The organism is Paenibacillus sp. FSL M8-0212 (assembly GCF_038004645.1).
Taxonomy (GTDB): Bacteria; Bacillota; Bacilli; order Paenibacillales; family Paenibacillaceae; genus Paenibacillus.
Map to the genome: position 1 here is coordinate 3,601,101 of NZ_JBBORP010000001.1, position 23,303 is coordinate 3,624,403.

General features: G+C 47.2%; 27 protein-coding genes. 22 read left to right on the plus strand and 5 right to left on the minus strand.

Annotated features, from left to right (window positions below; translation table 11 throughout):
- Window positions 1–16: 16 nt before the first annotated feature.
- The 3 genes from MKX68_RS15840 to MKX68_RS15850 all read right to left on the minus strand — a co-directional run bounded on the left by MKX68_RS15840 (window position 17) and on the right by MKX68_RS15850 (window position 1,582).
- On the minus strand, window positions 17–424 hold the full coding sequence (locus MKX68_RS15840) for a YtxH domain-containing protein (protein WP_289390383.1): 408 nt from the start codon (window positions 422–424) through the stop codon (window positions 17–19).
- Window positions 425–488: 64 nt separating this feature from the next.
- Window positions 489–746 (minus strand): GlsB/YeaQ/YmgE family stress response membrane protein, encoded by a 258-nt coding sequence (locus tag MKX68_RS15845; protein ID WP_017692278.1) that lies wholly within the window; start codon window positions 744–746, stop codon window positions 489–491.
- 134 nt (window positions 747–880) lie between these two features.
- Entirely contained in the window at window positions 881–1,582 is a 702-nt protein-coding gene (locus MKX68_RS15850; RefSeq protein ID WP_340912826.1) for a phosphatase PAP2 family protein, read from the minus strand.
- Window positions 1,583–1,759: 177 nt separating this feature from the next.
- Between MKX68_RS15850 and MKX68_RS15855 the strand changes: the two genes are divergently transcribed.
- Both MKX68_RS15855 and MKX68_RS15860 read left to right on the plus strand, forming a co-directional pair.
- A complete protein-coding gene (locus MKX68_RS15855) occupies window positions 1,760–2,779 on the plus strand; it encodes an asparaginase (RefSeq protein WP_340912829.1) in 1,020 nt (339 codons plus the stop codon).
- Window positions 2,780–2,918: 139 nt separating this feature from the next.
- Window positions 2,919–3,644 carry a pirin family protein gene (locus MKX68_RS15860; protein ID WP_340912831.1) on the plus strand — a complete coding sequence of 242 codons (726 nt, stop codon included), beginning with the start codon at window positions 2,919–2,921 and terminating at the stop codon, window positions 3,642–3,644.
- A 95-nt stretch (window positions 3,645–3,739) separates the two neighbouring features.
- Here the strand turns inward: MKX68_RS15860 and MKX68_RS15865 are convergent, their stop codons facing one another.
- Window positions 3,740–3,964: a DUF1128 domain-containing protein gene (locus tag MKX68_RS15865; protein ID WP_017692283.1), complete on the minus strand. Its 225-nt coding sequence runs from the start codon at window positions 3,962–3,964 to the stop codon at window positions 3,740–3,742.
- A 158-nt stretch (window positions 3,965–4,122) separates the two neighbouring features.
- On the opposite strand from MKX68_RS15865, the gene yyaC reads away from it, so the two are divergent.
- From yyaC to MKX68_RS15890, 5 genes are all read left to right on the plus strand, one after another.
- Window positions 4,123–4,680 (plus strand): spore protease YyaC, encoded by a 558-nt coding sequence (gene yyaC / locus MKX68_RS15870; protein WP_340912833.1) that lies wholly within the window; start codon window positions 4,123–4,125, stop codon window positions 4,678–4,680.
- 60 nt (window positions 4,681–4,740) lie between these two features.
- Window positions 4,741–5,532, plus strand: a complete 792-nt coding sequence (locus MKX68_RS15875) for an alpha/beta fold hydrolase (RefSeq protein WP_340912835.1) — start codon at window positions 4,741–4,743, stop codon at window positions 5,530–5,532.
- A 279-nt stretch (window positions 5,533–5,811) separates the two neighbouring features.
- A complete protein-coding gene (locus MKX68_RS15880; protein ID WP_340912838.1) occupies window positions 5,812–6,516 on the plus strand; it encodes a DUF6483 family protein in 705 nt (234 codons plus the stop codon).
- Window positions 6,517–6,611: 95 nt separating this feature from the next.
- Entirely contained in the window at window positions 6,612–7,859 is a 1,248-nt protein-coding gene (locus MKX68_RS15885; RefSeq protein ID WP_340912840.1) for a class I SAM-dependent methyltransferase, read from the plus strand.
- A gap of 191 nt (window positions 7,860–8,050) precedes the next feature.
- Window positions 8,051–10,675: an O-antigen ligase family protein gene (locus MKX68_RS15890; protein WP_340912843.1), complete on the plus strand. Its 2,625-nt coding sequence runs from the start codon at window positions 8,051–8,053 to the stop codon at window positions 10,673–10,675.
- 641 nt (window positions 10,676–11,316) lie between these two features.
- Here the strand turns inward: MKX68_RS15890 and MKX68_RS15895 are convergent.
- The gene (locus MKX68_RS15895; RefSeq protein ID WP_091019351.1) at window positions 11,317–11,664 is read right to left on the minus strand and encodes a dehydrogenase; all 348 of its coding nucleotides are present in this window, start codon (window positions 11,662–11,664) and stop codon (window positions 11,317–11,319) included.
- Window positions 11,665–11,824: 160 nt separating this feature from the next.
- On the opposite strand from MKX68_RS15895, the gene MKX68_RS15900 reads away from it, so the two are divergent.
- The 15 genes from MKX68_RS15900 to MKX68_RS15970 all read left to right on the plus strand — a co-directional run bounded on the left by MKX68_RS15900 (window position 11,825) and on the right by MKX68_RS15970 (window position 23,137).
- On the plus strand, window positions 11,825–12,439 hold the full coding sequence (locus tag MKX68_RS15900) for a DedA family protein (protein WP_338588534.1): 615 nt from the start codon (window positions 11,825–11,827) through the stop codon (window positions 12,437–12,439).
- A gap of 2 nt (window positions 12,440–12,441) precedes the next feature.
- Window positions 12,442–13,011, plus strand: a complete 570-nt coding sequence (locus MKX68_RS15905) for a thioredoxin family protein (protein WP_017692292.1) — start codon at window positions 12,442–12,444, stop codon at window positions 13,009–13,011.
- Between the two features lie 6 nt (window positions 13,012–13,017).
- Window positions 13,018–13,650 carry an MBL fold metallo-hydrolase gene (locus MKX68_RS15910; protein ID WP_036607016.1) on the plus strand — a complete coding sequence of 211 codons (633 nt, stop codon included), beginning with the start codon at window positions 13,018–13,020 and terminating at the stop codon, window positions 13,648–13,650.
- 606 nt (window positions 13,651–14,256) lie between these two features.
- The gene (locus tag MKX68_RS15915; protein WP_340912847.1) at window positions 14,257–14,502 is read left to right on the plus strand and encodes a hypothetical protein; all 246 of its coding nucleotides are present in this window, start codon (window positions 14,257–14,259) and stop codon (window positions 14,500–14,502) included.
- Between the two features lie 103 nt (window positions 14,503–14,605).
- Window positions 14,606–15,136 (plus strand): RNA polymerase sigma factor SigY, encoded by a 531-nt coding sequence (sigY, locus tag MKX68_RS15920; protein ID WP_091038580.1) that lies wholly within the window; start codon window positions 14,606–14,608, stop codon window positions 15,134–15,136.
- A 2-nt stretch (window positions 15,137–15,138) separates the two neighbouring features.
- On the plus strand, window positions 15,139–15,474 hold the full coding sequence (locus MKX68_RS15925; RefSeq protein ID WP_340912849.1) for a YxlC family protein: 336 nt from the start codon (window positions 15,139–15,141) through the stop codon (window positions 15,472–15,474).
- Window positions 15,467–15,697, plus strand: coding sequence for a sigmaY antisigma factor component (locus MKX68_RS15930; RefSeq protein ID WP_339788923.1), 231 nt, complete (start codon window positions 15,467–15,469; stop codon window positions 15,695–15,697). Before MKX68_RS15925 ends, MKX68_RS15930 begins: the two co-directional genes overlap by 8 nt.
- A 132-nt stretch (window positions 15,698–15,829) precedes the next feature.
- Window positions 15,830–16,213, plus strand: a complete 384-nt coding sequence (locus MKX68_RS15935; protein ID WP_024631336.1) for a hypothetical protein — start codon at window positions 15,830–15,832, stop codon at window positions 16,211–16,213.
- 205 nt (window positions 16,214–16,418) lie between these two features.
- Window positions 16,419–16,706 carry an Asp-tRNA(Asn)/Glu-tRNA(Gln) amidotransferase subunit GatC gene (gene gatC, locus MKX68_RS15940; RefSeq protein WP_036607033.1) on the plus strand — a complete coding sequence of 96 codons (288 nt, stop codon included), beginning with the start codon at window positions 16,419–16,421 and terminating at the stop codon, window positions 16,704–16,706.
- A 27-nt stretch (window positions 16,707–16,733) separates the two neighbouring features.
- The gene (gene gatA / locus MKX68_RS15945) at window positions 16,734–18,191 is read left to right on the plus strand and encodes an Asp-tRNA(Asn)/Glu-tRNA(Gln) amidotransferase subunit GatA (protein ID WP_036667997.1); all 1,458 of its coding nucleotides are present in this window, start codon (window positions 16,734–16,736) and stop codon (window positions 18,189–18,191) included.
- Window positions 18,192–18,217: 26 nt separating this feature from the next.
- Entirely contained in the window at window positions 18,218–19,657 is a 1,440-nt protein-coding gene (gene gatB / locus MKX68_RS15950) for an Asp-tRNA(Asn)/Glu-tRNA(Gln) amidotransferase subunit GatB (RefSeq protein WP_340912853.1), read from the plus strand.
- 96 nt (window positions 19,658–19,753) lie between these two features.
- Complete coding sequence (locus MKX68_RS15955; RefSeq protein ID WP_210110131.1) at window positions 19,754–20,218, plus strand: GNAT family N-acetyltransferase; 465 nt, start codon at window positions 19,754–19,756, stop codon at window positions 20,216–20,218.
- Between the two features lie 32 nt (window positions 20,219–20,250).
- Entirely contained in the window at window positions 20,251–20,961 is a 711-nt protein-coding gene (locus MKX68_RS15960; RefSeq protein WP_017692302.1) for an MgtC/SapB family protein, read from the plus strand.
- Between the two features lie 146 nt (window positions 20,962–21,107).
- Window positions 21,108–21,701, plus strand: a complete 594-nt coding sequence (locus tag MKX68_RS15965) for a hypothetical protein (RefSeq protein ID WP_339788935.1) — start codon at window positions 21,108–21,110, stop codon at window positions 21,699–21,701.
- Between the two features lie 26 nt (window positions 21,702–21,727).
- The gene (locus MKX68_RS15970; protein ID WP_340912855.1) at window positions 21,728–23,137 is read left to right on the plus strand and encodes a DUF4097 family beta strand repeat-containing protein; all 1,410 of its coding nucleotides are present in this window, start codon (window positions 21,728–21,730) and stop codon (window positions 23,135–23,137) included.
- Window positions 23,138–23,303 lie beyond the last annotated feature (166 nt).

Sequence of the window (23,303 nt, forward strand, 5' to 3'; positions counted from 1 at the left end):
CTCGATCTGTATCGCCTTACAGGCTAGTCGAGTTAAGTTCTTTGCGTGCATCTTCCTTCGCTTCAATGGAAGCGGCAGCCACTTCATCAGATGCACGGGATGCTTCGTTAGCCACATCAGCGGATGCTTTTCTCACAGAGTCCATTACATCATTGCGGCCTTGATTTACCGTTTTTGCAATGTCGGAAGTTTTGGAAGAGACCGTTTTAGCCAGTTCAGAGGCTTTGTCACCTACAACAGTTGCCACTTCTTTGGTGCGGTCAGTAACGATGCCCACTTTCTCGGAAAGGTCACCACGCAATTCACGTCCCGGTTTAGGCGCAAAGAGTAGTGCTGCTGCAGCTCCAAGTAAACCCCCGATGAAAATACCTTTTGCGAAAGTCGAACCCGTCTGTACAGGATATTGCTCTTCTGCTTTATTCATGTCTAATCACTCCTTCTTCAAATTAAGAAACAAATACGAAACAACGAACACCTTGTTGCCCGAATCAGGCAGCCTGTCTTAGCAGTCTGGACACAAGCCCCAGCAAGAAAACAAAGAGCGCTGTACCAATGATAGCAGGGATAATGGCAAAGTTACCGATAACTGGTCCCCAGTTACCAAGCAAAAGTGCTCCCAGCCAGGCTCCGGCAAATCCGGCAATCATTGCACCGATTATGCCTCCAGGCATGTTGTGACCGGCAAGTGCATCTCCGATCAAACCGATGATGACAGCCATCACAATGCTGATAATGATGCCCCACATAACAACCGCCTCCTTTAAACTTGATGTAGGATGTTGTCTGTTCGCGTTTGCTTACTTCGTATATAAACCCCGTGCAACCCTGTGAAACAATAAAGATGAGGATGAATGAACTGGAAATCAGAGGAATTCATTCTTTAGCGGCTTTGTTTAATGCCCTTAACCATGCAGAAGATCCATGCCAATCCAGCAGTAAACCCAGTAAATACATCCGTAGGATAATGAACGCCTAACATGATCCGGCTGAGGCCAATCAAGAAAATAAAACTAATGCCACATAGAACAGGAAGCCACACACCGGAAGTGTTATGTCGCTGCCGTTCAATGGCCCAGATTACAAAGAGCATGCCGTAGAAGCCCATGGAGATCATGGCATGTCCGCTGGGAAAGCTGTACCCGTGAACGACCAGCAGATGATCCAGTTCAGGTCGGCTTCGTCTGAAAAATTCCTTCAATAACGTGTTCAGAATCCACATCATGGCAAAACTTCCCGTGAGCGCATATCCATATATAACAAACCTTGGACTGCGTTGAATGAAGAAAAGAAGAGCAAAACCTCCTGCAGCCACAGCAGAGATTTTGAATGAGCCCAGTGCGGTTATGAATGCAGTGTAAGGGAATAGATGAAGACGTGAATCTGAATTCAGATAAAATAATTGTTGAATTTCATCATCCAGACGAATAATAACTTCAGCACCCAACCAAGCACCCAGACCTGCCAGGATGAATACGACCGATGCGCTAAGGGCCAGACCAGCCAAACCCCAGTTGAGGAGTGGACGTAACAACGTGCCGGGAGTTGAACTGAATGAGGCTGATGAATACGTTTTGCGCTGCATAATGAGTTTCTCCTTCAGTTATTGTAGTAGATGAACATAGATGATAAAGCTATACCCGAAATGCCTGTCGAAAAAACTGTAAAAACGTCGCTTTTGTACTATACTATTTAAGATATCCCATGCGGCGTCGTGACGCAAAGCAGAGATGAAATCGGGAGCACAAAGGAGAGAACTCGCATGGAGAGTGCCTTGTTAATTAAAGAATACCGTGCAGGCGTCATAGAATGCGCCCATTACGGACACATAAGTATTACGGATGAGTATGGCCGAATCGTATACTCGGCTGGTGACCCTCATTTTAGAGCGTTCACTCGTTCATCTGCCAAACCTTTTCAAGCCATTCCAGGTATTCGGGCAGGAATTGCCAGTCACTATGGCCTATCATCACAGGAGATCGCCATTATGTCCTCTTCGCATCGTTCGGAACCGGAACACATTCGGGTGCTGGAGCAGTTATCCGGTAAGATCGGATTGGGAGAAGAATGCCTGATCTGTGCACCAAGCTATCCGCTTAATGAAGAAAGCCGTAATCAATGGTTACGTGGTCAAGGGGAGAAACGCCGCATCTTGCATAACTGCTCCGGAAAACATCTGGGAATTCTGGGGTACAGTCAGATGAAGCAGGTGGATCTGGGCAGTTACGCTGAACCGGATCATCCGGTACAACGTGAAATTCTTGAAACCTTTGCTGACCTGGCAGGTATTGAGGAAAAAGAGATTGAGCTTGGGACGGATGGCTGCGGCTTTCCGGTATTTTCTTTGCCGTTGTCGGCATTGTCGAACGCTTATCTGAAGCTCGCCTGTCCGGATCTTATCGCTGATTCTTCCACAAGAACAGCTGTAGAGACCATAACATCAGCTATGAATGAATATCCGTTAATGGTAGGTGGCACGGAGCGTGTAGATTCAGTGCTGCTGGAAGATGATAACATTGTAGCGAAAGGTGGATTCAAAGGGGTATTCGGTTTTGGTCTGAAAAAAGAACGATTGGGAATCACCTTCAAGGTCCTTGATGGTTCTGAGGAAGAGTGGGCCTTTATTACCCAATCCATCCTGAAACAGATTGGTTACTCCAATGAGAGAACCATTGCGCGATTGGCTGAAGTATTCCCTTCGGACATCCGAAATGATGCGGGTACCCTTGTAGGTCATGCAGATAGTGAGTTCATTCTTCACTCACTTGAAGATAGCGTATAACCTTAAGAAGGGGCGTGATTAGAGTTGCCGGACCCCGGGTAAAGATGACATACCAACTGGTATTCATCTATACAATTCATATACACGCACGGACTGCCGCGGTAATGTGGCAGCTCTAAACCCTTGGAGGTGGATGAACATGATTAAAGTGGTGACATCGGAAGAAAGGCACACGTCGGATCGAGGTTGGATACACAGTGAATTCAGCTTTTCCTTTGCGGATTATGATGATCCAAGCAATGCCCATTTTGGCTGTCTGTTGGCTCATAATGAAAACACGCTGATGCCGCAAGAAGGCTTTAAGAAACATCCACATCATGATCTTGAACTTGTCAGTTATGTCATATCAGGTACACTCAAACATACGGATAGTATGGGAACAGAGCAATTGCTTGAACCGGGTACGGTCCAGGTGATGAGTGCGGGTACGGGAGTGGAACATTCTGAGACCAATCCGTCAGCGGATGAACCGGTACGTTTCCTCCAGATGTGGTTTTTGCCATCGGAGCGTATGCTGAAACCATCCTATGCGAATCGGAGAATAGAGCCGCAGGAGCATTTAAATCGTCTATGTCCGATTGTATCCGGGCAAGGGGGAGAGGGAACCGAAGGCGCATTGCCTATTTCCCAGGATGTGACCTGTTACCTGTCCCATTTGGAGTCCGGGAAGAAGTTGATGTACCCACAACACGAAGATCGACGGACACATCTTTTCCTGATCAGTGGGCATGTGGAGATTCATTGTTCGGATGGTAACTTCAACCTGAAGCCGGGAGATGCTGCACGAATTCGCAAAAGTTGTGATCTGCAAATCACGAGCACAGCCAGTGAACCTGCCGAATTTGTTTTGGTTGACCTGCCTTAAGGATGGGATGTATTCCTTAAAAGATAGTCTGGAAATATAAACATATGAAAAAGGACCTGTTCCCACGGTGATGTGGAAACAGGTCCTTTTTTGGCTTAAGATTTACGAAGATTACCCAGTTCCGAAGCGACAGCTTCCACTTCAGAGATACTGAGATGTTCCTTGCTCAGAATCATTTCATACAGGTCAAACAGATCTTCATATTTCTCAAGTGGGAATGAAGAAGCTTGCATGGCGGCACCGCTTGCCATACGAAGTTTGGTTTTGATCGCTTCAATCATATATTCCATATTGGCTGCTGTTGCTTGTGTTAAATCCATCGTTAAGTTCATCCCTTCCGTATCGGAAACTCTTGTTATTGTATCATGATTGGAAGCGCTCAGGCTAATGCTTTTGCGGGGAAACCAAGCATCGGTTACAATGATGGATACAACAACAGGATTTAACGGAAACCTGAGTGTACTGGAGGGAATACAGCTTGGCAGCGTATAAGCGAGAAATGGTTCGCCATCAAGGAAGGGAAGTCCGCAAAGGTGTGCCTGCAGAGAATCTGGTCTTATTTTTCAAAAACATCGTTCAACTTCATTCTCCAGCTGAAATCACGTTTGTCTGCATCGGTACTGATCGTTCCACCGGGGATGCTCTGGGTCCACTGACAGGAAGTTTACTGCAAGAGAGTGGAATGGAGAACGTGATTGGCACGCTGTCTTCCCCTTGTGATGCAGATACGCTGGAAAAGAAATTGGCACTTATTCCTGCACACCATGCCATCATAGCGATTGATGCATGTCTGGGTCCAAAAAATGCGGTAGGTACATACTATCTCTCGAATAACCCACTCATTCCGGCCCAATCGGTCGGAGGCAAGCTACCCCCTGTTGGACAATACAGTGTAGCAGCTGTGGTTAATGCGAATGGACCAAGGCCCTATTCCATTTTGCAGATGACCTCGCTCCACTTGGTCATGGGGATGTCCCGGACGATTGCAGACGCCGCAATTGAAGCATGGAAATGGAGACAAACGTTTCATTCATGATATGTAGGCTTAATAATATACAACCTGAATTATTTAATTCGCGCAGAGAGAGGGATTCATATGGAAAAAGTGATGTGTGATGGAACGACGATTTGTTATGCCGAACAAGGTAAGGGAGAAGCACTCATTTTGCTCCACGGATACTGTGGCAGTTCATCGTATTGGGATGAGGTCGTACCTGAACTGGCACGCAGCTATCGCTGTATCGTACCTGATCTGCGTGGACACGGAAAAACAGATGCACCTGTAGGAAGTTATACCATCGAACAGATGGGCAACGATGTACTACAGTTGATGGATGAGTTGAATGTGGAAAAAGCAGTCCTTCTGGGACACTCGATGGGGGGATATATTGCGCTCTCGATTGCACAACGTCACCCGGAACGATTGAATGCATTTGGTCTGATTCATTCGACAGCCTATCCGGACAGTGAAGAAGCCAAGGAGAAACGCCTTCGCGCTGTATCCACTATTCAAACTGAAGGTATCGTAAATTTTGTAGATGGACTGGTTCCCGGACTCTTTGCACCGGAACATGTGGAATCGCTATCTAAGCATATCACACGTGTGAAGGAAATTGGTTACCAGACTGCTCCTCAAGGTGCGGTTGGTGCTGCACTTGCTATGCGAGAACGCCCGGATCGCCGCGATGTGTTATCGGCTACACCTTTACCTGTATTGCTGGTTGCGGGAGAGAAGGATGCTATTATCCCGCCAGAACGTACATTTACAAGTGACAAGCCACATATCGTACAGGCCGTGATTGCGGGTGCGGGTCATATGAGCATGTATGAAGCTCCTGAAGAATTAATTCAGGTCATTAAACAATTTATGGCTGGATTATCGAAGTAATTAATGAAGTAATTTATGTTGATTTCATTAGATATTAGAATATAGTTTGGTTTCTGGATGATTCAACCTCTTGTGGAGGAGGAGTAACCAGTTCCATTCCAACCGAGCCCCTGCAATGTCCCTATGGGATAGGCGGGGGCTTGGTGTGTTCATGGCCAGAGCAAAGACTTGTGCGTCTTGTTTTTGGCTTTTTGTCATGGCATGAATTAAAATAAATATAAAGGAACGATATTAGGGCGATTGGGATATATAGGGTCGAATGATGAGGGGGCATACAGCATGTTCAGAAAAGATTATCTGCTCCGCATGATGGAGGAAATGACAGAGGCAATTGGCAAAGTGTTCACGCTCAAACAACAACGTAAGCACACCGAGGCATTGTCTGAACTGGATGAGTTGATGCGCAGGCAGTTTGGGATGAACTTATCGCTACTGAACTCGTTGCCTGCAGAGGATGTTATTGAAATGTTCCGTTTTCGCGGAATGATTGAGGTAGACAATCTGCAGCAAGCCGCGAGGCTGATTGAAGAAGAGGCTTATATTTATCAAGAGAAGGCCAAAGTGGAAGGCATCGATGATCAGGAGAGAATGGACGCAGAGGATGAGGCTGTCATTCGATTGATGAGATCACTTCATTTTTACCTATATGCATTGAATCATGGTGCTAATCCCCAGTTATTGAATGCACCGGAACGGGTGGAGGGTGTATTGGGGCTTACCAAAGAATATGAACTTCCTGCTCGAACTGAAAGACAGCTTGCCCTCTATCGTGAACAACAAGGACGTTACGACCAGGCAGAGAACAGTTGGTACAGACTGCTCCAGCTTGGTGATGAGTTCCCGGTGAGCTACCGAGATGATGTACAGGTATTCTACGAAAGGTTGAGCCAACTCACGAATGAACAGCTGGAGCAGGGTGGTTTGCCACGGAACGAAGTTGAAGAGGGGTTAGCCGAACTAAGTCGTCAAGAGATGAGCTCCTAAATATGGATAGGATTAAGTCCTGTTACATGCCCTTACTTGGAGAGGGAACGTAATTGTGGTATGGTAACGGTTGACCAAACCAAACCGAAAGTGAGATGTACCCCGTGGATTCATTGCGAAAGCTTATACAAGACATCTTTGAACAGAATTCGCTGATTACAGCGACCTGGAGCCAGCTGCGCAGACGGGACAATGTCTCGTATACCAAAGTGCAAGTCAAGCCGGTGACACTGAAAAATCAGCTGCATTATCAATTTGCATTTCACTATAACAACAAAGTGCTGCACGAGAATTTGACTCCGGCTGAAGCGGCAGAGCGTATGACTTTGTTATGCGAAGAGACGTTTCGTCAAGGCCTGCTCTGTACGACTGAGGCAGACTATCAAATTTTGATCAGCAAAAAATATAAAGTATCCATTCTGACCAAATCTGCTTCCAAAACTGCAGTGGATCTGTCGCATAATCGCAAGAAGCAATATGTATTGGAGGAGGGAGTACCCGTCTCGTTCCTCGTTGAACTTGGTATTATGAACGAAGAAGGTCGTGTGCTGGCCCGCAAGTATGACAAGTTCAGACAGATCAACCGTTTCCTCGAAATGGTGCAGGATGTCATTCCGCATCTGCCAGAGGGACGTCCACTGACCATCGTTGATTTTGGTTGCGGGAAGTCTTATCTGACATTTGCGTTATATCATTATCTGTCTGTACAACAACGGCGTTCACTCAAAATTATTGGGTTGGACTTGAAGGCAGATGTAATTGAACACTGTAATGATCTGGCTAATCGATTGCATTATGGCGATCTGAAGTTTCTGGTTGGAGACATCGCGGACTACGATGAATTGAATGAAGTGGATATGGTTGTCACGCTTCATGCCTGTGACACAGCTACCGATGCTGCTTTGGAGAAGGCAGTTCGTTGGGGGGCTTCTGTTATTCTGTCTGTGCCTTGCTGTCAGCATGAACTGTTTGATCAAGTAGAGGCTTCCGTGATGAATCCGTTGTTATCCCATGGCATCCTCAAGGAACGTTTTTCCGCACTGGCTACGGATGGGATTCGTGCGAAGTTGCTTGATCTGATGGGATACAAGACACAATTGCTTGAATTCATCGATATGGAGAATACGCCTAAAAACATATTGATTCGTGCTGTTCGCGGTCAGGCGGGCGAAGTGACGGAAATGTGGAATGAATATACGGCTTTCCGTGATTTCATTCATGCCGATCCATATTTAGAGCGGGCTTGTGCCGATTTGCTTCCTGGCTATGGCAAGCAGGCCAACGGGAAATCAAATTCGAGCAAAGAAACCGTTCAAGATTCCGCAAATTGCGACCTTTGCTGAGTGTGCCAATGACAATACAGGGACATACTGCAATAAGGGTCTCTGAATGTAAAATGATATTCAATGCACATACTTCGTAGCAATCAACATCATAACTGTCAGATGTATATCAGGCAGAAGGACCCGTTATCGGGATCTTCTGTCTTTTTGTTATGCATATGGAGCGGTGGAAGGAAGGAGGGTGGATAAGGATGAAGAATAGGACAATGCATAAGGGAGTTGTAAGGTATAGACGAGGGTATGCGGCGAATGAGGAAATGATGGAAAAGGTGTTTGAAGGTTCTCACCATGCAAATGGTACAGAATATATAGATAACGGGGACTTATGTAATGGGGGCAAGAGGGACGGTAGAGACAGTAAAGGCAGTAGAGACAGTGCATATCATAGGGAAAATACATACAACAAAGATGATATGTATGAAAAAGATGATACATATCAAACAAATGGAGTTATCCAAATTGATGGGTCAAGTCGTTTTCCTTGGATCTTGAGAAGTGAACATTATTCAGGGTCGGGAGGGACTGTTGGGCTGGGCATACTCTCAATTATCTTGCTACTTGCAGGGTGTCTGAGTCGGGGACTATATTATTCGGCGGATCTGTATCCTGTCATTATGATCGCAGCAGGAAGCATATTGATCATGATTGTGCTATTTCTTGTCGGTATTCGTCTAGAGAAAGAGCAAGAGCAGGAGCAAGGAAGAAAACAAGTACCTCTGTCACGGGTACATTGGCTAGGGAACAATGAACGAATGGTTTGGCGAATGATTCGAATCCCGGGAATATTGCGGGTGTTGTGGCCGCTGGGGATGATGACATGTTTTGGGGTACATGCGTTGACAGGCTCGGTGAGTAAACAGGGCAGCATGGATGAGATGCTGCGATGGAGCCTGCTTGCGATGTTTACTCTGCTCACTGCAATACTGGCTGCGCGCACGGATGGTGCACGTTGGTTAGCCTGCGGTTGGCAGATGGCAGGCGGCTTGCTTGTGCTAAGCGGCATCCTTGCCGTGTGCGGGATATTGCCGCTGCCCTTCGGGGTGATGCGGACTGCTGACCCCGAGATCAGCTCCGCCGGAGCAAGGCTCGGCGGATTATTGCAGTACCCTAATGCGTACGGTGCCATTGCTGGCATGTACGCATTGGAGCGGCTCATAGCCGCCGCACGAGTCATAGCCCGGCCTGTGCCGGTCGGGCGACTCATCGCGGCAGTGCTGCCGCTCATGCCCGCGCAAGCCGCGCTCCTGCTGAGCGAGTCGCGCGGCGCTTGGCTGGCGACCGGCTGCGCCGCGGTCGCCGCCTTTGCTTTGCAGCGGCGCGGTGCCCGCCTGCCGCTGCTGCTGGCCATGGCCGCGCCACTGGCGTGCGCGGCCTGGCTGTACCGCCAGCTGGCTGCTGCCCAGCTGGCGCCTGCACCCGTGCCCGGCCTGCTGGCCCTGGCCGGGGCATGGGCAGCTGCGCTGCTCGGCACGCTGCTGCTGTGCCGTCTATGGCACAGCGGCGCCGCCAAGGCTCCGCGCGCCGCTGCCCTGACGGCCATCGTGCTGGCGGGAGCCGCCGCCGCACTGATGGCCGTGGCCTCCACCGCCGATCGCCGCGCGGCGGGTGTCGGCACTGGGGTGTCCCGCCTACAGATGTGGCGGGACGCCCTCCAGCTGTGGACCGAGGCCGCATGGCTCGGCCATGGTGGGGATACATGGCGCAACATGTTTCGCGCCATTCAATCCTCGCCTTATGTTGGAGGCGAGGTTCACAACGGCTTGCTCGATCTTGCCCTGGACACGGGCTTGATCGGCATCGTGCTTGTCGCAGGGTGGTTTCTCCTCACCCAGCGATGCATCTTTCATTTTGCACCGCAGCTCTTTCCATCCGTGCTTGTTTTTGGTCTGCATGGGGCGATGGACTTTGATTGGAGCTTCACATTATTTTGGATGCTCTTCATCTGGCTCGGTGCTTGGGCAGCCGCATTGAAGATGGAAGCAGAGGGAATCCAACGATCCGGCGGAACTGTGGAATACACTCCTATCAGATCCAAATCGGGATCTAAATTGAGATCCAAAATGAGATCTAAATCCAGTTCTCTTTTCTTGCGATATTTACCAACCCAATCCCACCCATCAGCTGTCCCGATGCGCTCCTACTTTCATATTTTTCAGCGAGTAACTGCTCGGCTAATAAGGGTATCCACAGTGATGATCATCTTTTTCTGGCTTGGTGGAACAGTCTGGCTGACCTCCCGATATGCCGTAGCAGAAGTGCAGTACCGTCAGGCGATGTCTGAACCTTATGGCACTCCAGCACAGAAGGTGCATCTTATGGCTGCCCTTCGGTCTAACCCGAATCGATCGGATATCGTGATATCTCTTGCGCGAACGCTCCCAGGACGAGAAGCAGAATCACTCCTTTTAAACAACCTGTCCCATTCCCCGATGCACCCTCAGATTTACATCGAACTGGGACGATTGGCAGCACAATTCGGCGAAGGACAGCAGGCTGGAGTATATTTTAAACAAGCGATTGCATTGAATCGGTATGATGCCATTGGCCAATCCGCGGCTTTGTATTGGATGGAGCAGGCAGCGCGGCGGGAATGGGAGGCAGGATATAGAGAGCGAGCCCGACAGACTGCTGCCGCTGGTGTCCAGATGTATGAACGGTATCAACTGTTGGCTGAGGAAGTGGAAGCAGGAAACGTTCGCAATGATCGCCGTTTTGTATTGGAGGAACATGCTCCAGGCTATGGAGAGAACCTGCGCAGGCTTGCTTCGGCTTCTTCTCCATCGTTTACTCCAGAGTTGACCAAGCGGAGCCCATGAATCACTACTGGATCTTGTCGTTTACCCAAGCTATATGATGATGGATGTCAGCGTCTCAAAATTCTGGGAGTCCAAGCTGGCTGCTCTTGGCTGATAGGTATGCAATTTTCTAAGGAACACAGGACTTCTTATATCGCCTCTAGCTCCTCTTTTTAAATTGTAAGGAACATCAGACACGTTATTTCTCGAAATTCCCTAACAAAAACCCTATAAAAGGCCAAAATTCCGATATAACGTGTCTCAGATTCCTTAGATTTCTAAGAGTGCTTCAAATCCTTGAATAAGACGCCTCAGATTCGTTACCGCTCATGGCCTTGAGTATGAGCATGAAAATATAATTCCAGCTTATGTTCATACTCTCAGCTTATATTCATGCTCCACCTGGAGGTCGGCTCCATGCTCTGCTCCAACCGCAAGCCAGAGGTCGCCCCCAAATTACACCTGGAGCGAAGCTTTACATCGGAAAGAGAAATTCGCATTTATGTTGCCTCTATCGCTTGCTCGTGCGTGAAGGTGGCATTAACATCACACGTTAAGGACAAAGTGCCCGCGCCTGTTCCTAACATGTTCAGATTCGCTTCAGCTTTGCTGCCTCTTTCAGTAGGTTTGAAAACACAGCTACCTGCCTCATTCCTCCATATCTACAGACGATAACCGCCAAATGCGTGCTGAAACGCATCTTTTAATGGTTCAACATCTACTTCCCACATCGCCGCGATCTCTGCACTGACATCCGTGTTCCACCACTCACATAATTTTTTACGGTTGTCGCGATTCTCCCCAATCCAGAGCAGATTAGCAATCACCTTACCGTAATAATATTCTTCTGCCTGCTTCATCCGTTCGGGAGAGACATATACTTTTAGCCTTTTGGCTGTCCGGTACAATTCCTTGCTGCATGCCCGGCGAATTCCTCTAGCAGAAGGAAGGTTTTGACCAGATTGCGTATGTTTGACCGGCGGAGAACCGGGTATTGACTTGTGTGACATCTTCTCACGCTCCTCTCCCCATACCATATGCGGACTGCTGCGAACGGGACACTATCCCAACCTCGTGAAGTAGCAACGTCCACAGCCCTGTGATAAAATAGGGACGAACATCCATGGTGCGGAGGGGCACCGCCAATCAGGATGGAGAAAGAGGGTTGAGATGGACTTTATTCATAACCTTGTTGGCCAATTGTTCGATTGGATTCAAAGTCTTGGGTACTTTGGAATCATGCTTGGATTAATGGTGGAAGTTATCCCAAGCGAAATTGTGCTGGCGTATGGAGGTTTTCTCGTTTCACAAGGTAATATCAACTTCTTCGGTGCTATGATTTTTGGTACGGTGGGCGGTGTGATTGCCCAGTTATTTATTTACTGGATTGGCCGTTATGGCGGCAGACCTGTACTTGAACGCTACGGTAAATACATACTCATCCAGAAAAAACACATCGACCATTCCGAGGAGTGGTTCCGCAAGTATGGTACAGGTGTCATTTTCACGGCGCGTTTTGTTCCGGTGGTAAGACATGCAATCTCCATCCCGGCTGGCATCACGAAAATGCACACAGGCAAATTCATCTTGCTTACTACACTCGCTGTTATACCTTGGACTGCATTGTTTATATATTTAGGGATGATTCTTGGAGATCAATGGAAGCATATTGATGAGAAAGCGGCGCCATATGTAATGCCTATTTTGCTTGTCGCTCTCGCCCTTATGATCGTTTATGTACTTATTAAATGGATGAATGTTCGTAAAAAGAAAGGAAGTGTCTAGTCATGGGTAAACCCAACTTGTCTCACAAATTCGGTAAAGGTCTGCCACCGAAGGATTTTATCGAGAGTATGACCAAGAACCAAAGTGAATTCCAGGCCAATTATGATAGCTTTACTTGGTCGAACGAAGAGGATCGTGAGTTTTTTGAGAGCCTGAACCATCGCGATGATCTGCGTGTGTTAATTCTGGCTGCTGACTGGTGCGGGGATGTTGTCCGTAATATTCCGGTTGTGTTCCAGGCGCTTGAAATCTCAGGAATCCCAACTGAAGTTCTGATTATGGAGAACCATCCCGAAGTGATGGATGAATTCCTGACGATGGGTGGCCGTTCCGTGCCAGTCGTTATTTTTGCAGATACAGGTGGTCATGTGTTAGGTCAGTGGGGACCTCGTCCGCAGCATGTACAAGAAGTCATGATTGAATTCAAACGCCTTAATCCGGATCGTGAAGCAGCAGATTATCAAGAAAATTTGGCTGTAGCGCGTCAAGAGATTGGTAAACGTTATGGGGAAGGAACGGAGTCACATGCGGCCATTATCCGTGAGCTGCGTGAACTGATTTCGGGTTACTAAGCCGATATGCTTAACATTCGTACGTTTACACTAGGCCCGCTTCAGACCAACGCGTATCTTCTACAAGGAGATGATCCGGGCAAAGCCGTCATTATTGATCCAGGCATGAATCCAGGGCCGCTGCTTAAGGCGATCCAAGACTTGGAGATCGAAGCCATTCTCCTTACTCATGCTCACTTTGATCATATGGGCGGGGTAGATGAGATTCGTAAATTGAAGGGATGTCCCGTTTATCTTCATGACTTGGAGAGCGACTGGCTTACCACCCCGAAATTAAATGGATCTTTGAATTGGCCGCAGGCGACACCACCGCTTTCGACAGATCCTGCTGAATATGCCATGGACGAAGGGCAGAAGCTGAATCTGATTGGTCATACGTTTAAAGTGTTCCATACACCTGGACATTCACCAGGCAGTGTAAGTTTGCTTTGTGATAACGACCTGTTTGCCGGGGATGTGCTGTTCCGCATGGGTGTGGGCAGAACGGACCTGACAGGAGGGCGTGAACGGGATCTGATTGATTCAATCCAGAACAAGCTCTACACCTTTGCTGATGAGGTTAAAGTATATCCAGGTCATGGTCCCAAAACGACCATTGGTTATGAGAAACAGAACAATCCTTACGTGTCCGCAAGATAATCCGACATGATATGTGAAGAAAGTCTGGACAAGTGACAACTTTTTCATTAGAATAGCAATTAGTTGTTACAAGCGTTAAGGCATCATCTAACTGAAGCATTACCAAGAAACACCCAACCTCGCGAAGCACGCAGACTGTGGTCTATACCCGGTTTGCGTTCTTTTTTTGTTTTCAGCCCCTTTTTATCACAGAATTAGCCTTTTTTACGCTACATAGAGATGTAAGATGCGCTTCATCACAAGCCAGTTTGAGACCAATAACAAGTTAGCAACAAGAACAGATTGTTTAGAAATGATGAGTTTAAGAAAATAGTATATAAGTTGAACTAATCATTTACACGATAACGGAGAGGACAGAAAGAACCTGAAAAAGCGAAGCTAAAAGCTTTCTGCAAGAAAGCTACTTCGAAAGCATAAACTTCGCCTAAAAGCTTTCTGAAAGAAAGCTGCATCGGAAGCATAAGCTATCCCCGGATTTTCCCCTTCGGAAAAGGGAATCAAAAATCAGGGGATAACAGCGATTGGAAGGTTATTCTGTCATCGTAGTGTCAGTGTAAATAATCTTTAGTTCAACTTATATAGATCATGAGAGTGGGGAATATCAAAGTGGAGAAACCAAGAGTTATTCCGTTGGGACAGCGTGTCGAGTATCCGAGCGTTGAAGAAAACCGTCGTATATTGGAAAGTGGGAAAAGAGAAACAGGTACTGAGCAAGCTTTAATACATAACCCTAGCGTGACCAATGAAGTGGTGAAGTCTCAGCAGAATATATGGACAAGCCGTGTTTTAAGAAACGGGGCCCGTAACCAACCGTGGTTCGACAAGCTGCAAGATTACCGGAATCAAGTCTGATTGCCCGGGAAATTGTCGGGTTTTAATTTTTTTTTGATCCCATTGAACGTTTCTGCAGAGCCTGTCGTATTAACTCCAGATTGAACGGGAAGCAGGTGATTTCATGATAAAGGCAGCTGAACTCGAAGAAGTACGGAGAGCAGTATCGGGAGATGATAGCGCGCTCGCAGCGTTGTTGCAACGTCACTACACGTTTGTATATAAGTATCTTGTCAAAGTTACGATGGATGCTAACCTCGCAGAAGAGACGGTGCAGGATACGATGATTCGTTGTATGGAAAATATCCATCGATATGACGGCACGTCTGCCTTTTCATCATGGATGATCACCATTGCGACCCGCATCTATATCGATAAGACAAGACGTAAAAAGAGAGAACAGAACTGGCTTGCTCTCATCCGGGATCAGGCCGTACGTCGATTCCGCTGGCAGCTTGAGACTCGGAATGAAGAATGGACAGATGTCATGGATGCGATGACAAGACTGACACCCGAACATCGTGTTGCAGTGCTACTGAAGCATTATTATGGATACGGGTATGACGAGATCGGGGAAATGCTGGGTATTCCTGCGGGAACGGCGAAGTCACGCACAGCTTATGGTCTCCGTCAGTTAAGAAAGGAGCTGGAATAAGGATGAGCAGATCAGATGATGCACAAGAACAAGAAGTTGTAGAACGATTACAGCAACACATGAAAGTGCTGGATGATGCATTTGAGCCGACAAGTATTCCTTCTTTGAGTGCACTTGAAGCCCAAGTCAGGGAACGGAGACAGATTAGACGTCGAGCCAATTGGATCGAGATGATATGTTTCTGGTTGGTTGGATTGTTTGCCATTACCTTCGGGGCATTATTTTTAGTATCTGCTCCAGCTCTTTATCTGGGAATCCAGGCGCTTGGTACAGCTGTTGCGGTGATTTTAGCTGTGATTTGGGCCGGACGGCGCCGTAAGGAGGTTCGTCATGAATAAAATGCATTATTCATTGGATGAAATTTCTCCACTGTGGCTTACATTGCTTGGCATTTTTCTTCTGGTTCAGGGCACATGGATTTTTCGGGACGCACGCAGACGTGGACATTTCCCTTGGTTATGGGGATTATGGGGCATCACAGGATTTCCCACGCCACTCATCATATATTGGTTTGTCGTAATTCGATCACAGCGCAAGCCAGGTGCACGAAATCAGAAATAACATCATTTTAAAAATGGAAAAAAAGATTTTGCACAAATATGTTGTTTAATTCTAGTATTCCTAGACATCGTTATTCTTTTCTAGTAGACTATACAAATAAATATTAATGATAGACTACCAGGAGGTTAGACGATGCTGCGATTAGGAGAGAAGGTTGTCATCGTCGCGGATGCGTTTGAGCAGAATCTTCCTGTGGGGGAATATGGTTTCATCATCGCTTATGACCGGAATCCGGACAATGCGTTCGATTACGTGCTTCGAGTGCCGCAGGTAAACCGGAACTTTTTTGTTCCATCCGGCGACGTCGATCTGGAAGAGGTTCTGCTGAAGCAGGAAGCTGAGCGGGTCGAGCGAGAAGCGTTGATAGATTACGCCCTTGCGACACACAATGAGAAGCTGTTTCATCATCTGATGAACGGAGATTTTCAAGCTGTGGAAGAGGAAGAGGAAACCGCGAACGATGTTATGTCACAGGCGGATTTTATAAAGCAGGTTAATCTGCGTGCATGGATTTAGAATTTTAAGAGTCGGCTGATGCCGGCTCTTTTTTATTTTATAAGTTCGTTTTTAGCTTCCCAGAAGCTAGTCGGGTCATTTGCATTGAATTGTCGAACTATCTCACCTATAATGAAAAAAGTTATCTTGAGACTTTAGCCCGTTAAACGAGCGATTCGTTTCAGGTCGTTTCGGGAATCAGAACGAATGAAGGAGGCATCCGCTAATGAGTATTTCGAATAATGACGTTCAGCATGTGGCCAAGCTGGCCCGGCTCAACTTGACTGCTGAAGAAGAACAGACCCTGACAGGTCAGCTGAACGCGATTTTAAAATATGCAGAAAAGCTGAATGAGCTGGATACAGAAGACATCGAACCCACCACTCACGTTCTGCACGTAAGCAATGTCATGCGTGAAGATGAGACCAAAGAAAGCCTGTCGATTGAACAGGTGATGCGCAATGCACCGGAAGAAGAAGACGGGCAGTTTAAAGTGCCTGCTGTAATGGAATAACGGATAACCGGAAGGAGGACAAAAACTGTGAGTTTATTTGAACAATCGTTGCCTGAGTTACATAACAAGCTGCATGCCAAAGAGCTGTCGGTCAGCGATCTGGTGGATCAGGCGTATCAGAACATTGGCGCGCATGATGATAAAGTTAAGGCATATTTGGCACTGGATGAAGAACAAGCACGCGCTCGTGCACGTCAACTGGATGATCGTCTGGTTAGCGGCGAGGAGAAAGGTTTGCTCTTTGGTCTGCCTGTAGGTATTAAGGATAACATCGTTACGAATGGACTGCGCACGACGTGTGGCAGCCAATTCCTTCGTAATTTCGACCCGGTGTATGACGCGACAGTTGTCGAGAAATTGAAAGCTGCGGACACCGTAACTATTGGTAAACTCAACATGGACGAATTTGCCATGGGCGGCTCCAATGAGAATTCAAGTTTCTCCCCTGTACGTAATCCATGGGCACTTGATCGTGTTCCAGGAGGTTCCAGCGGTGGTTCTGCAGCAGCTGTGGCTGCGGGAGAAGCGTACTTCACACTTGGATCAGATACAGGTGGCTCCATCAGACAGCCTGCTTCATATTGTGGTGTTGTTGGATTGAAGCCGACGTACGGACTTGTTTCCCGCTTTGGATTGGTTGCATTTGCATCATCCCTGGATCAGATTGGTCCTTTGACGAAAAATGTTGAAGATTCTGCTTATGTATTGCAAGCCATTGCTGGTTATGACGCCAAAGATTCGACATCTGCAAAAGTAGAAATCCCGGATTATTTGAGCGGACTGACAGGTGATGTCAAAGGACTTCGTATTGCTGTTCCGAAAGAATACATCGGTGAAGGCGTCGATCCACAAGTGAAAGAAACGGTTTTGTCTGCATTGAAAGTTCTTGAAGGACTCGGGGCAACATGGGAAGAAGTATCCCTTCCGCATACCGAATATGCGGTGGCAACGTATTACCTGCTGGCATCTTCAGAGGCTTCTTCAAACCTGGCTCGATTTGATGGCGTGCGTTATGGCGTGCGTGCAGACAATCCGGACAACTTGCTGGATCTGTATCATCAGTCCCGCAGCCAAGGCTTTGGTCCCGAAGTGAAACGGCGTATTATGCTCGGAACGTATGCACTCAGTTCGGGTTACTATGATGCCTATTACCTGAAAGCACAGAAAGTACGTACATTGATCAAACAGGACTTCGACAATGTATTTGCCAAATATGATGTGATTATCGGACCAACTGCACCAACTACGGCGTTCAAACTGGGTTCACAGGTGGATGATCCTCTTACAATGTACTTGAACGATATTCTAACGATTCCAGTCAATCTGGCTGGTGTACCTGCCGTTAGCATTCCATGTGGATTCTCGGATGGATTGCCTGTTGGCCTGCAGATTATCGGTAAAGCCTTTGATGAAACAACCGTATTGCGTGTAGCGCATGCGTTTGAACAAAATACAGAATTCCACAAGCAGCGTCCGCAGCTGTAGACTGCCCGGAACGGAGGAATATAGAAATGTCCGCATCTAAATATGAAACGGTCGTTGGACTTGAAGTCCACGTGGAGTTGCATACCAACTCCAAAATTTTCTGTGGCTGCTCCACAGCTTTTGGAGCTCCGCCGAACACGCATACCTGCCCGGTCTGTCTCGGACATCCGGGCGTACTGCCAGTACTGAATCGTCAGGCGGTAGACTACGCGATGAAGGCAGCGATGGCCCTGAATTGTACGATTGCTGATGTCAGCAAGTTTGACCGTAAAAACTACTTTTACCCCGATTCACCAAAAGCTTATCAGATCTCACAATTCGATCAACCAATCGGTGAGAACGGCTGGATTGATATCGAAGTGAATGGTGAAACGAAACGAATCGGCATCACACGTCTTCACTTGGAGGAAGATGCAGGTAAGCTTACACATATCGATGGCGGATACGCGTCTTTGGTGGACTTTAACCGTGTCGGTACTCCACTCGTGGAGATTGTATCCGAACCTGAGATTTCTTCTCCGGAAGAGGCACGTGCGTATCTTGAAAAATTGCGCGCGATCATGCAGTACTGTGATGTATCGGACGTGAAGATGGAAGAAGGTTCACTGCGTTGTGACGCCAACATCAGTTTGCGTCCACATGGACAGGAGAAGCTGGGAACAAGAGCCGAGCTGAAAAACATGAACTCCTTCCGTGGTGTTCAGCGTGGTCTGGAATATGAACAATATCGTCAGGCTGAAATTCTGGATGATGGCGGTGAAGTAGTTCAGGAGACGCGTCGCTGGGACGAAGCGCAAGGAAAAACACTGTCGATGCGTGGTAAGGAACAGGCGCATGACTACCGTTATTTCCCGGACCCGGATCTGGTGAAGCTGCATATTGATGAAGCCTGGAAAGAGCGCATCAAAGCTACCATACCTGAGCTCCCAGACGAACGTAAAGCTCGTTACACGGCTGATTACGGATTACCTAGTTATGATGCAGAGGTTATTACTTCATCCAAGGCTATAGCTGATCTTTTTGAAGATAGTCTGAAATACACTCAGGATGCGAAGTCCGTATCCAACTGGATCATGGGCGACTTGCTGGGTTACCTGAATACGAGCAACCTTGAAGTGATTCAAGTTCCACTGACAGGTCAAGGCTTGGGTGAGATGATTGGCCTGCTTGAGAAGGGCACAATCAACAGCAAAATCGCCAAAACGGTATTCAAGGAAATGCTGGAGAGCGGCAAGCTTCCACAGCAGATCGTTGAAGAGAAGGGTCTTGTGCAGATTAGTGATGAAGGCGCCATTCTTGCCATCGTTGAGCAGGTTGTAGCGAATAATCCTCAATCCGTGGAAGACTATAAAGCTGGTAAACAAAAAGCCATTGGCTTCCTTGTTGGTCAGGTTATGAAAGAAAGTAAAGGCAAGGCAAATCCTGCTCTAGCCAACCAACTGCTTGCAGATGTACTGAACCGCTAATCCTTCCGGTGAGGCCGGACAGAAAGAGGCTCGTCCCTGTGACAGCCTCTTTTTGGTATTGAAAGATACAAATGTATTTCGGACGGGGGAACGGATATGAACATTCAACCATTGTCACTGAGTGATCTGGAGATGTTGGGACAGTTATGGAGACTACAACATGTAGCTTATCGATTGGAAGCCGAAATCATCGGATTTCAGGAGATTCCTCCTTTGATGGATACGATGGAGACACTGCGGGATTGTGGAGAGAGCTTTTATGGTTGTATCCATGATGACGGAGAGCTTATCGGGGCTGTTGCTGTAGCAGAGGAAGAGGAGAATACACTGACCATTACACGAATGATGGTGCACCCGGATCACTTTCGCAAGGGAATTGCGGCATCTTTGATGACGTATGTGTTGGAACAGCATGCGGATCTTCCGCGTTATATCGTCTCCACAGGAACGCTGAACCAACCCGCAGTCAATCTGTACACCAAATTTGGTTTTAATCCCGTGGAGGTCACACAGATTGCACCTGGAGTGGAATTAACGACTTTTCACAAGAATAAACTTTAATAATATTAACAACTTGAGGAGGAATACCGACTTTGGGCGATCCCTGGTTCATTGATGAGTGGCACATTTTATTACGATTATTGCTGGCTATGCTGCTTGGAGGGCTCGTAGGCCTGGAGCGGGAACGGTCCAATCATGCTGCCGGTTTGCGTACCCATATCCTGGTATGTCTTGGCTCTGCACTGATTATGATGTTGTCTGTTTATGGCTTTAAAGATTTTGCTAATGAATTAAATGTAAGGATTGATCCAGCGCGTTTGGCTACTGCTGTAATTACTGGTGTCGGATTCCTGGGAGCAGGGACAATTCTCTTCACGGGAAAATCCATTACCGGACTGACTACAGCTGCTTCAATCTGGGTTGTTGCAGCCATTGGGCTCGCAGCAGGTGCGGGATTCTTTTTTGCCTCTATCGTATCAACCGTTCTGGTATTGCTTAATCTCTGGGTCTTTAACAAATTAGAGCTGAGGTATTTACGAGGGAATAAACTGCATGTCGTTACACTTCATACCTTGTCAGAACCCGGTTTTCTCGAACAACTGTCTTCATGTATGGAGCAGGAGAAGATCAAAATTCGAAAAATCACTGTGAATGAACAAGACCTGGCTTATGCAGAGATGGTGTCAGTTGAACGCAAAATTGAGATTGTGTTACATGTTCAGGTACCGCATGATTTCCAAACGGTAGGCTTGGTATCCAAGTTAAGACAATGGGAACACGTTACCAAGGTGTCGATCGAATAATGAATTACAACCCTCCCCAGGCCAGTAGTGCCGGAGGGTTTTTGGTCATATCCATATTTCTTCCAGTTACTCTCCTTGCTCTTTAGGGTACTATCTAACCAAATGCATGAAGAGCGGAAGGTCAGATCAGAAGAGAGGAGTATGTTATGAAACGGAGACGTCAATTGAACCAAAAGACTCGTACAGTTCAGACCAAACCGGTCAGAAATCGGACTCACAAGTTTATTGCGGGATTACTGAGTGCCATTATTCCTGGTCTGGGTCATATTTATCTGAGATTGTACATGAGGGGTTTGACCTTTATGCTGCTTGTTTTGCTTGATCTGTCAGCAGTGTTGTACTTCTCATCTATTGGTATACAGATCAATGTGCCATTGCTCATCTTGCTGGCTTTGTGTATTCCGGTTATTTACTTTTACAATGTATATGATGTGTTGCAATCTGCAGATTGGGTCATGATGCGCAGACGTAGAGCCGTAACCCAGGCAACTTCGGACAAGCCGATATCCAATGAACGTTCTACGAGAGATGCAATGATGGTTTGGGAGAGAGGCATATCGTTTGGATTACTTCTGATTGTGGGAGGGTCTTTGATGGTGCTGTTTTTTCGCAAACCACGTTGGTTTCAAGAGATTCTCGCCATGTACGGCGGATATTCATTTGCGGTTCTCATGATCGTAGGCGGTTTGCTTCTGTTTGGTCGTGAGTTCTGGGTTATGTTGAACAAGAAAAAATTGTAGTGGAAACGACACAAGGAGGGAACGTGATGAACCGTAAAGTCCGGGTTGGCCGCTATACGGCTGCCGCCTTAATCATAGCGGTCGGTGTGCTGTTGATTTTGGATAAACGGTGGGGAACTGACTATGTATATGAGATGGTGGACTGGTGGCCATTTTTGCTCGTTGTTTTAGGTGTTGAATATATTGTACTGTTCCTATGGACACGCAGAAGAAACAAGGTGCAATCGGATAACCCGAGCAATCCTGATGAGCAAATCAAAGTACGTTTCAGACCCGATGCCAAAGGCATTCTAACCTCATTGATTTTGGCGGCTTCCGTATTTATCGTCACCGAGCAGGATCACTACATGCATTTATGGAATAGAGTGAGTCTAAATCTCGGAGCGGCATCCATGGACTATAGTCAAGCGGCAGGATATATGGAGGATAAGGGCACGATTCGTGTACCTGTTCGCATGGATACGTCAGATCTGGTGGTCGAAGGTGTTAACGGAGATATCTCGGTACAACGCGGAGATACGGATGAGATTGAAGTACGGACGGTGATCTGGGTAGATCAGACGACGGAAGTACAGGCAAAGGCCGTTGCAGCAGCCTCTTTTGTAGAGGCCGATGGTACAAAAGTAATTTATATCAAAGCTACAGGCAAGACGTATGGAGACAATGAAAAAACGCAGCCACGGATGAATCTTACCATTACGATCCCGGATGATCGTCGTTTTAATCTGGATATTCGAACTTCCAATGGAGCCATATTATTAAACCGTCCGGAAGCCATTAGTACCATACTGGCCGAAACGGGTAACGGACGTATCCGGATTACCAATGCTGTTGGAGATATCTCTGGGAAAACGTTGAACGGAGATGTCATTGTAGCCAATGCCATTGGTAATGTCGATCTGGACAGTAACCGTGGAGATATGAAGGCTCGCGGTATTTCCGGCGATGTAGATCTTGCTACACAAGTGGGAAGTATCAGTATTGCGGACTCCGTTGGTGAATTCATCGCAGAGACACGCAACGGCAATATTACGCTGGATGGAGCCAATCTGGGAATCAAAGCCCAATCGCTTAATGGCAGTATTAACATCGTATCTACCAAAGTCGGAGGGGACTGGGATGTGTACAGTGCGGTGGGAGCCATTAACGTATTACTTCCTGATCGTGGAGACTACAGTCTTACGGGTTCCAGCAGTTATGGAGATCTAAGTACGGATCTGCCGTTCAAAGTACAGAATAAAACCATAGAAGGCCAGCTCGGTGAGGGCGAGTACAGGGTGAAAATCGAAGGCAACAGTGATCTCACCATTCAGAGCAACCCTGCTGTATCTACGCCTGAAACAGTTACACCTGATTCTGAAGATACGGCTGAGAATCTGGAACAGACTACCGAGGACGGACCAAATTCCCAGGAGGATTCTACAGAGGTTCCTTGACTGCCGCGTTGACAATAAACTTGTAATCGCCGTACAATAAATGTACACTGGCAAGATTACACGGCATGAAAGATGGATTGTCGTTCTTAATGGCCGGGAATCAACTCTGAGCGAGGAGACAGTAACTTACTCTTCACCAGAGAATGAAAGGTAAGGCGGTGGGTTT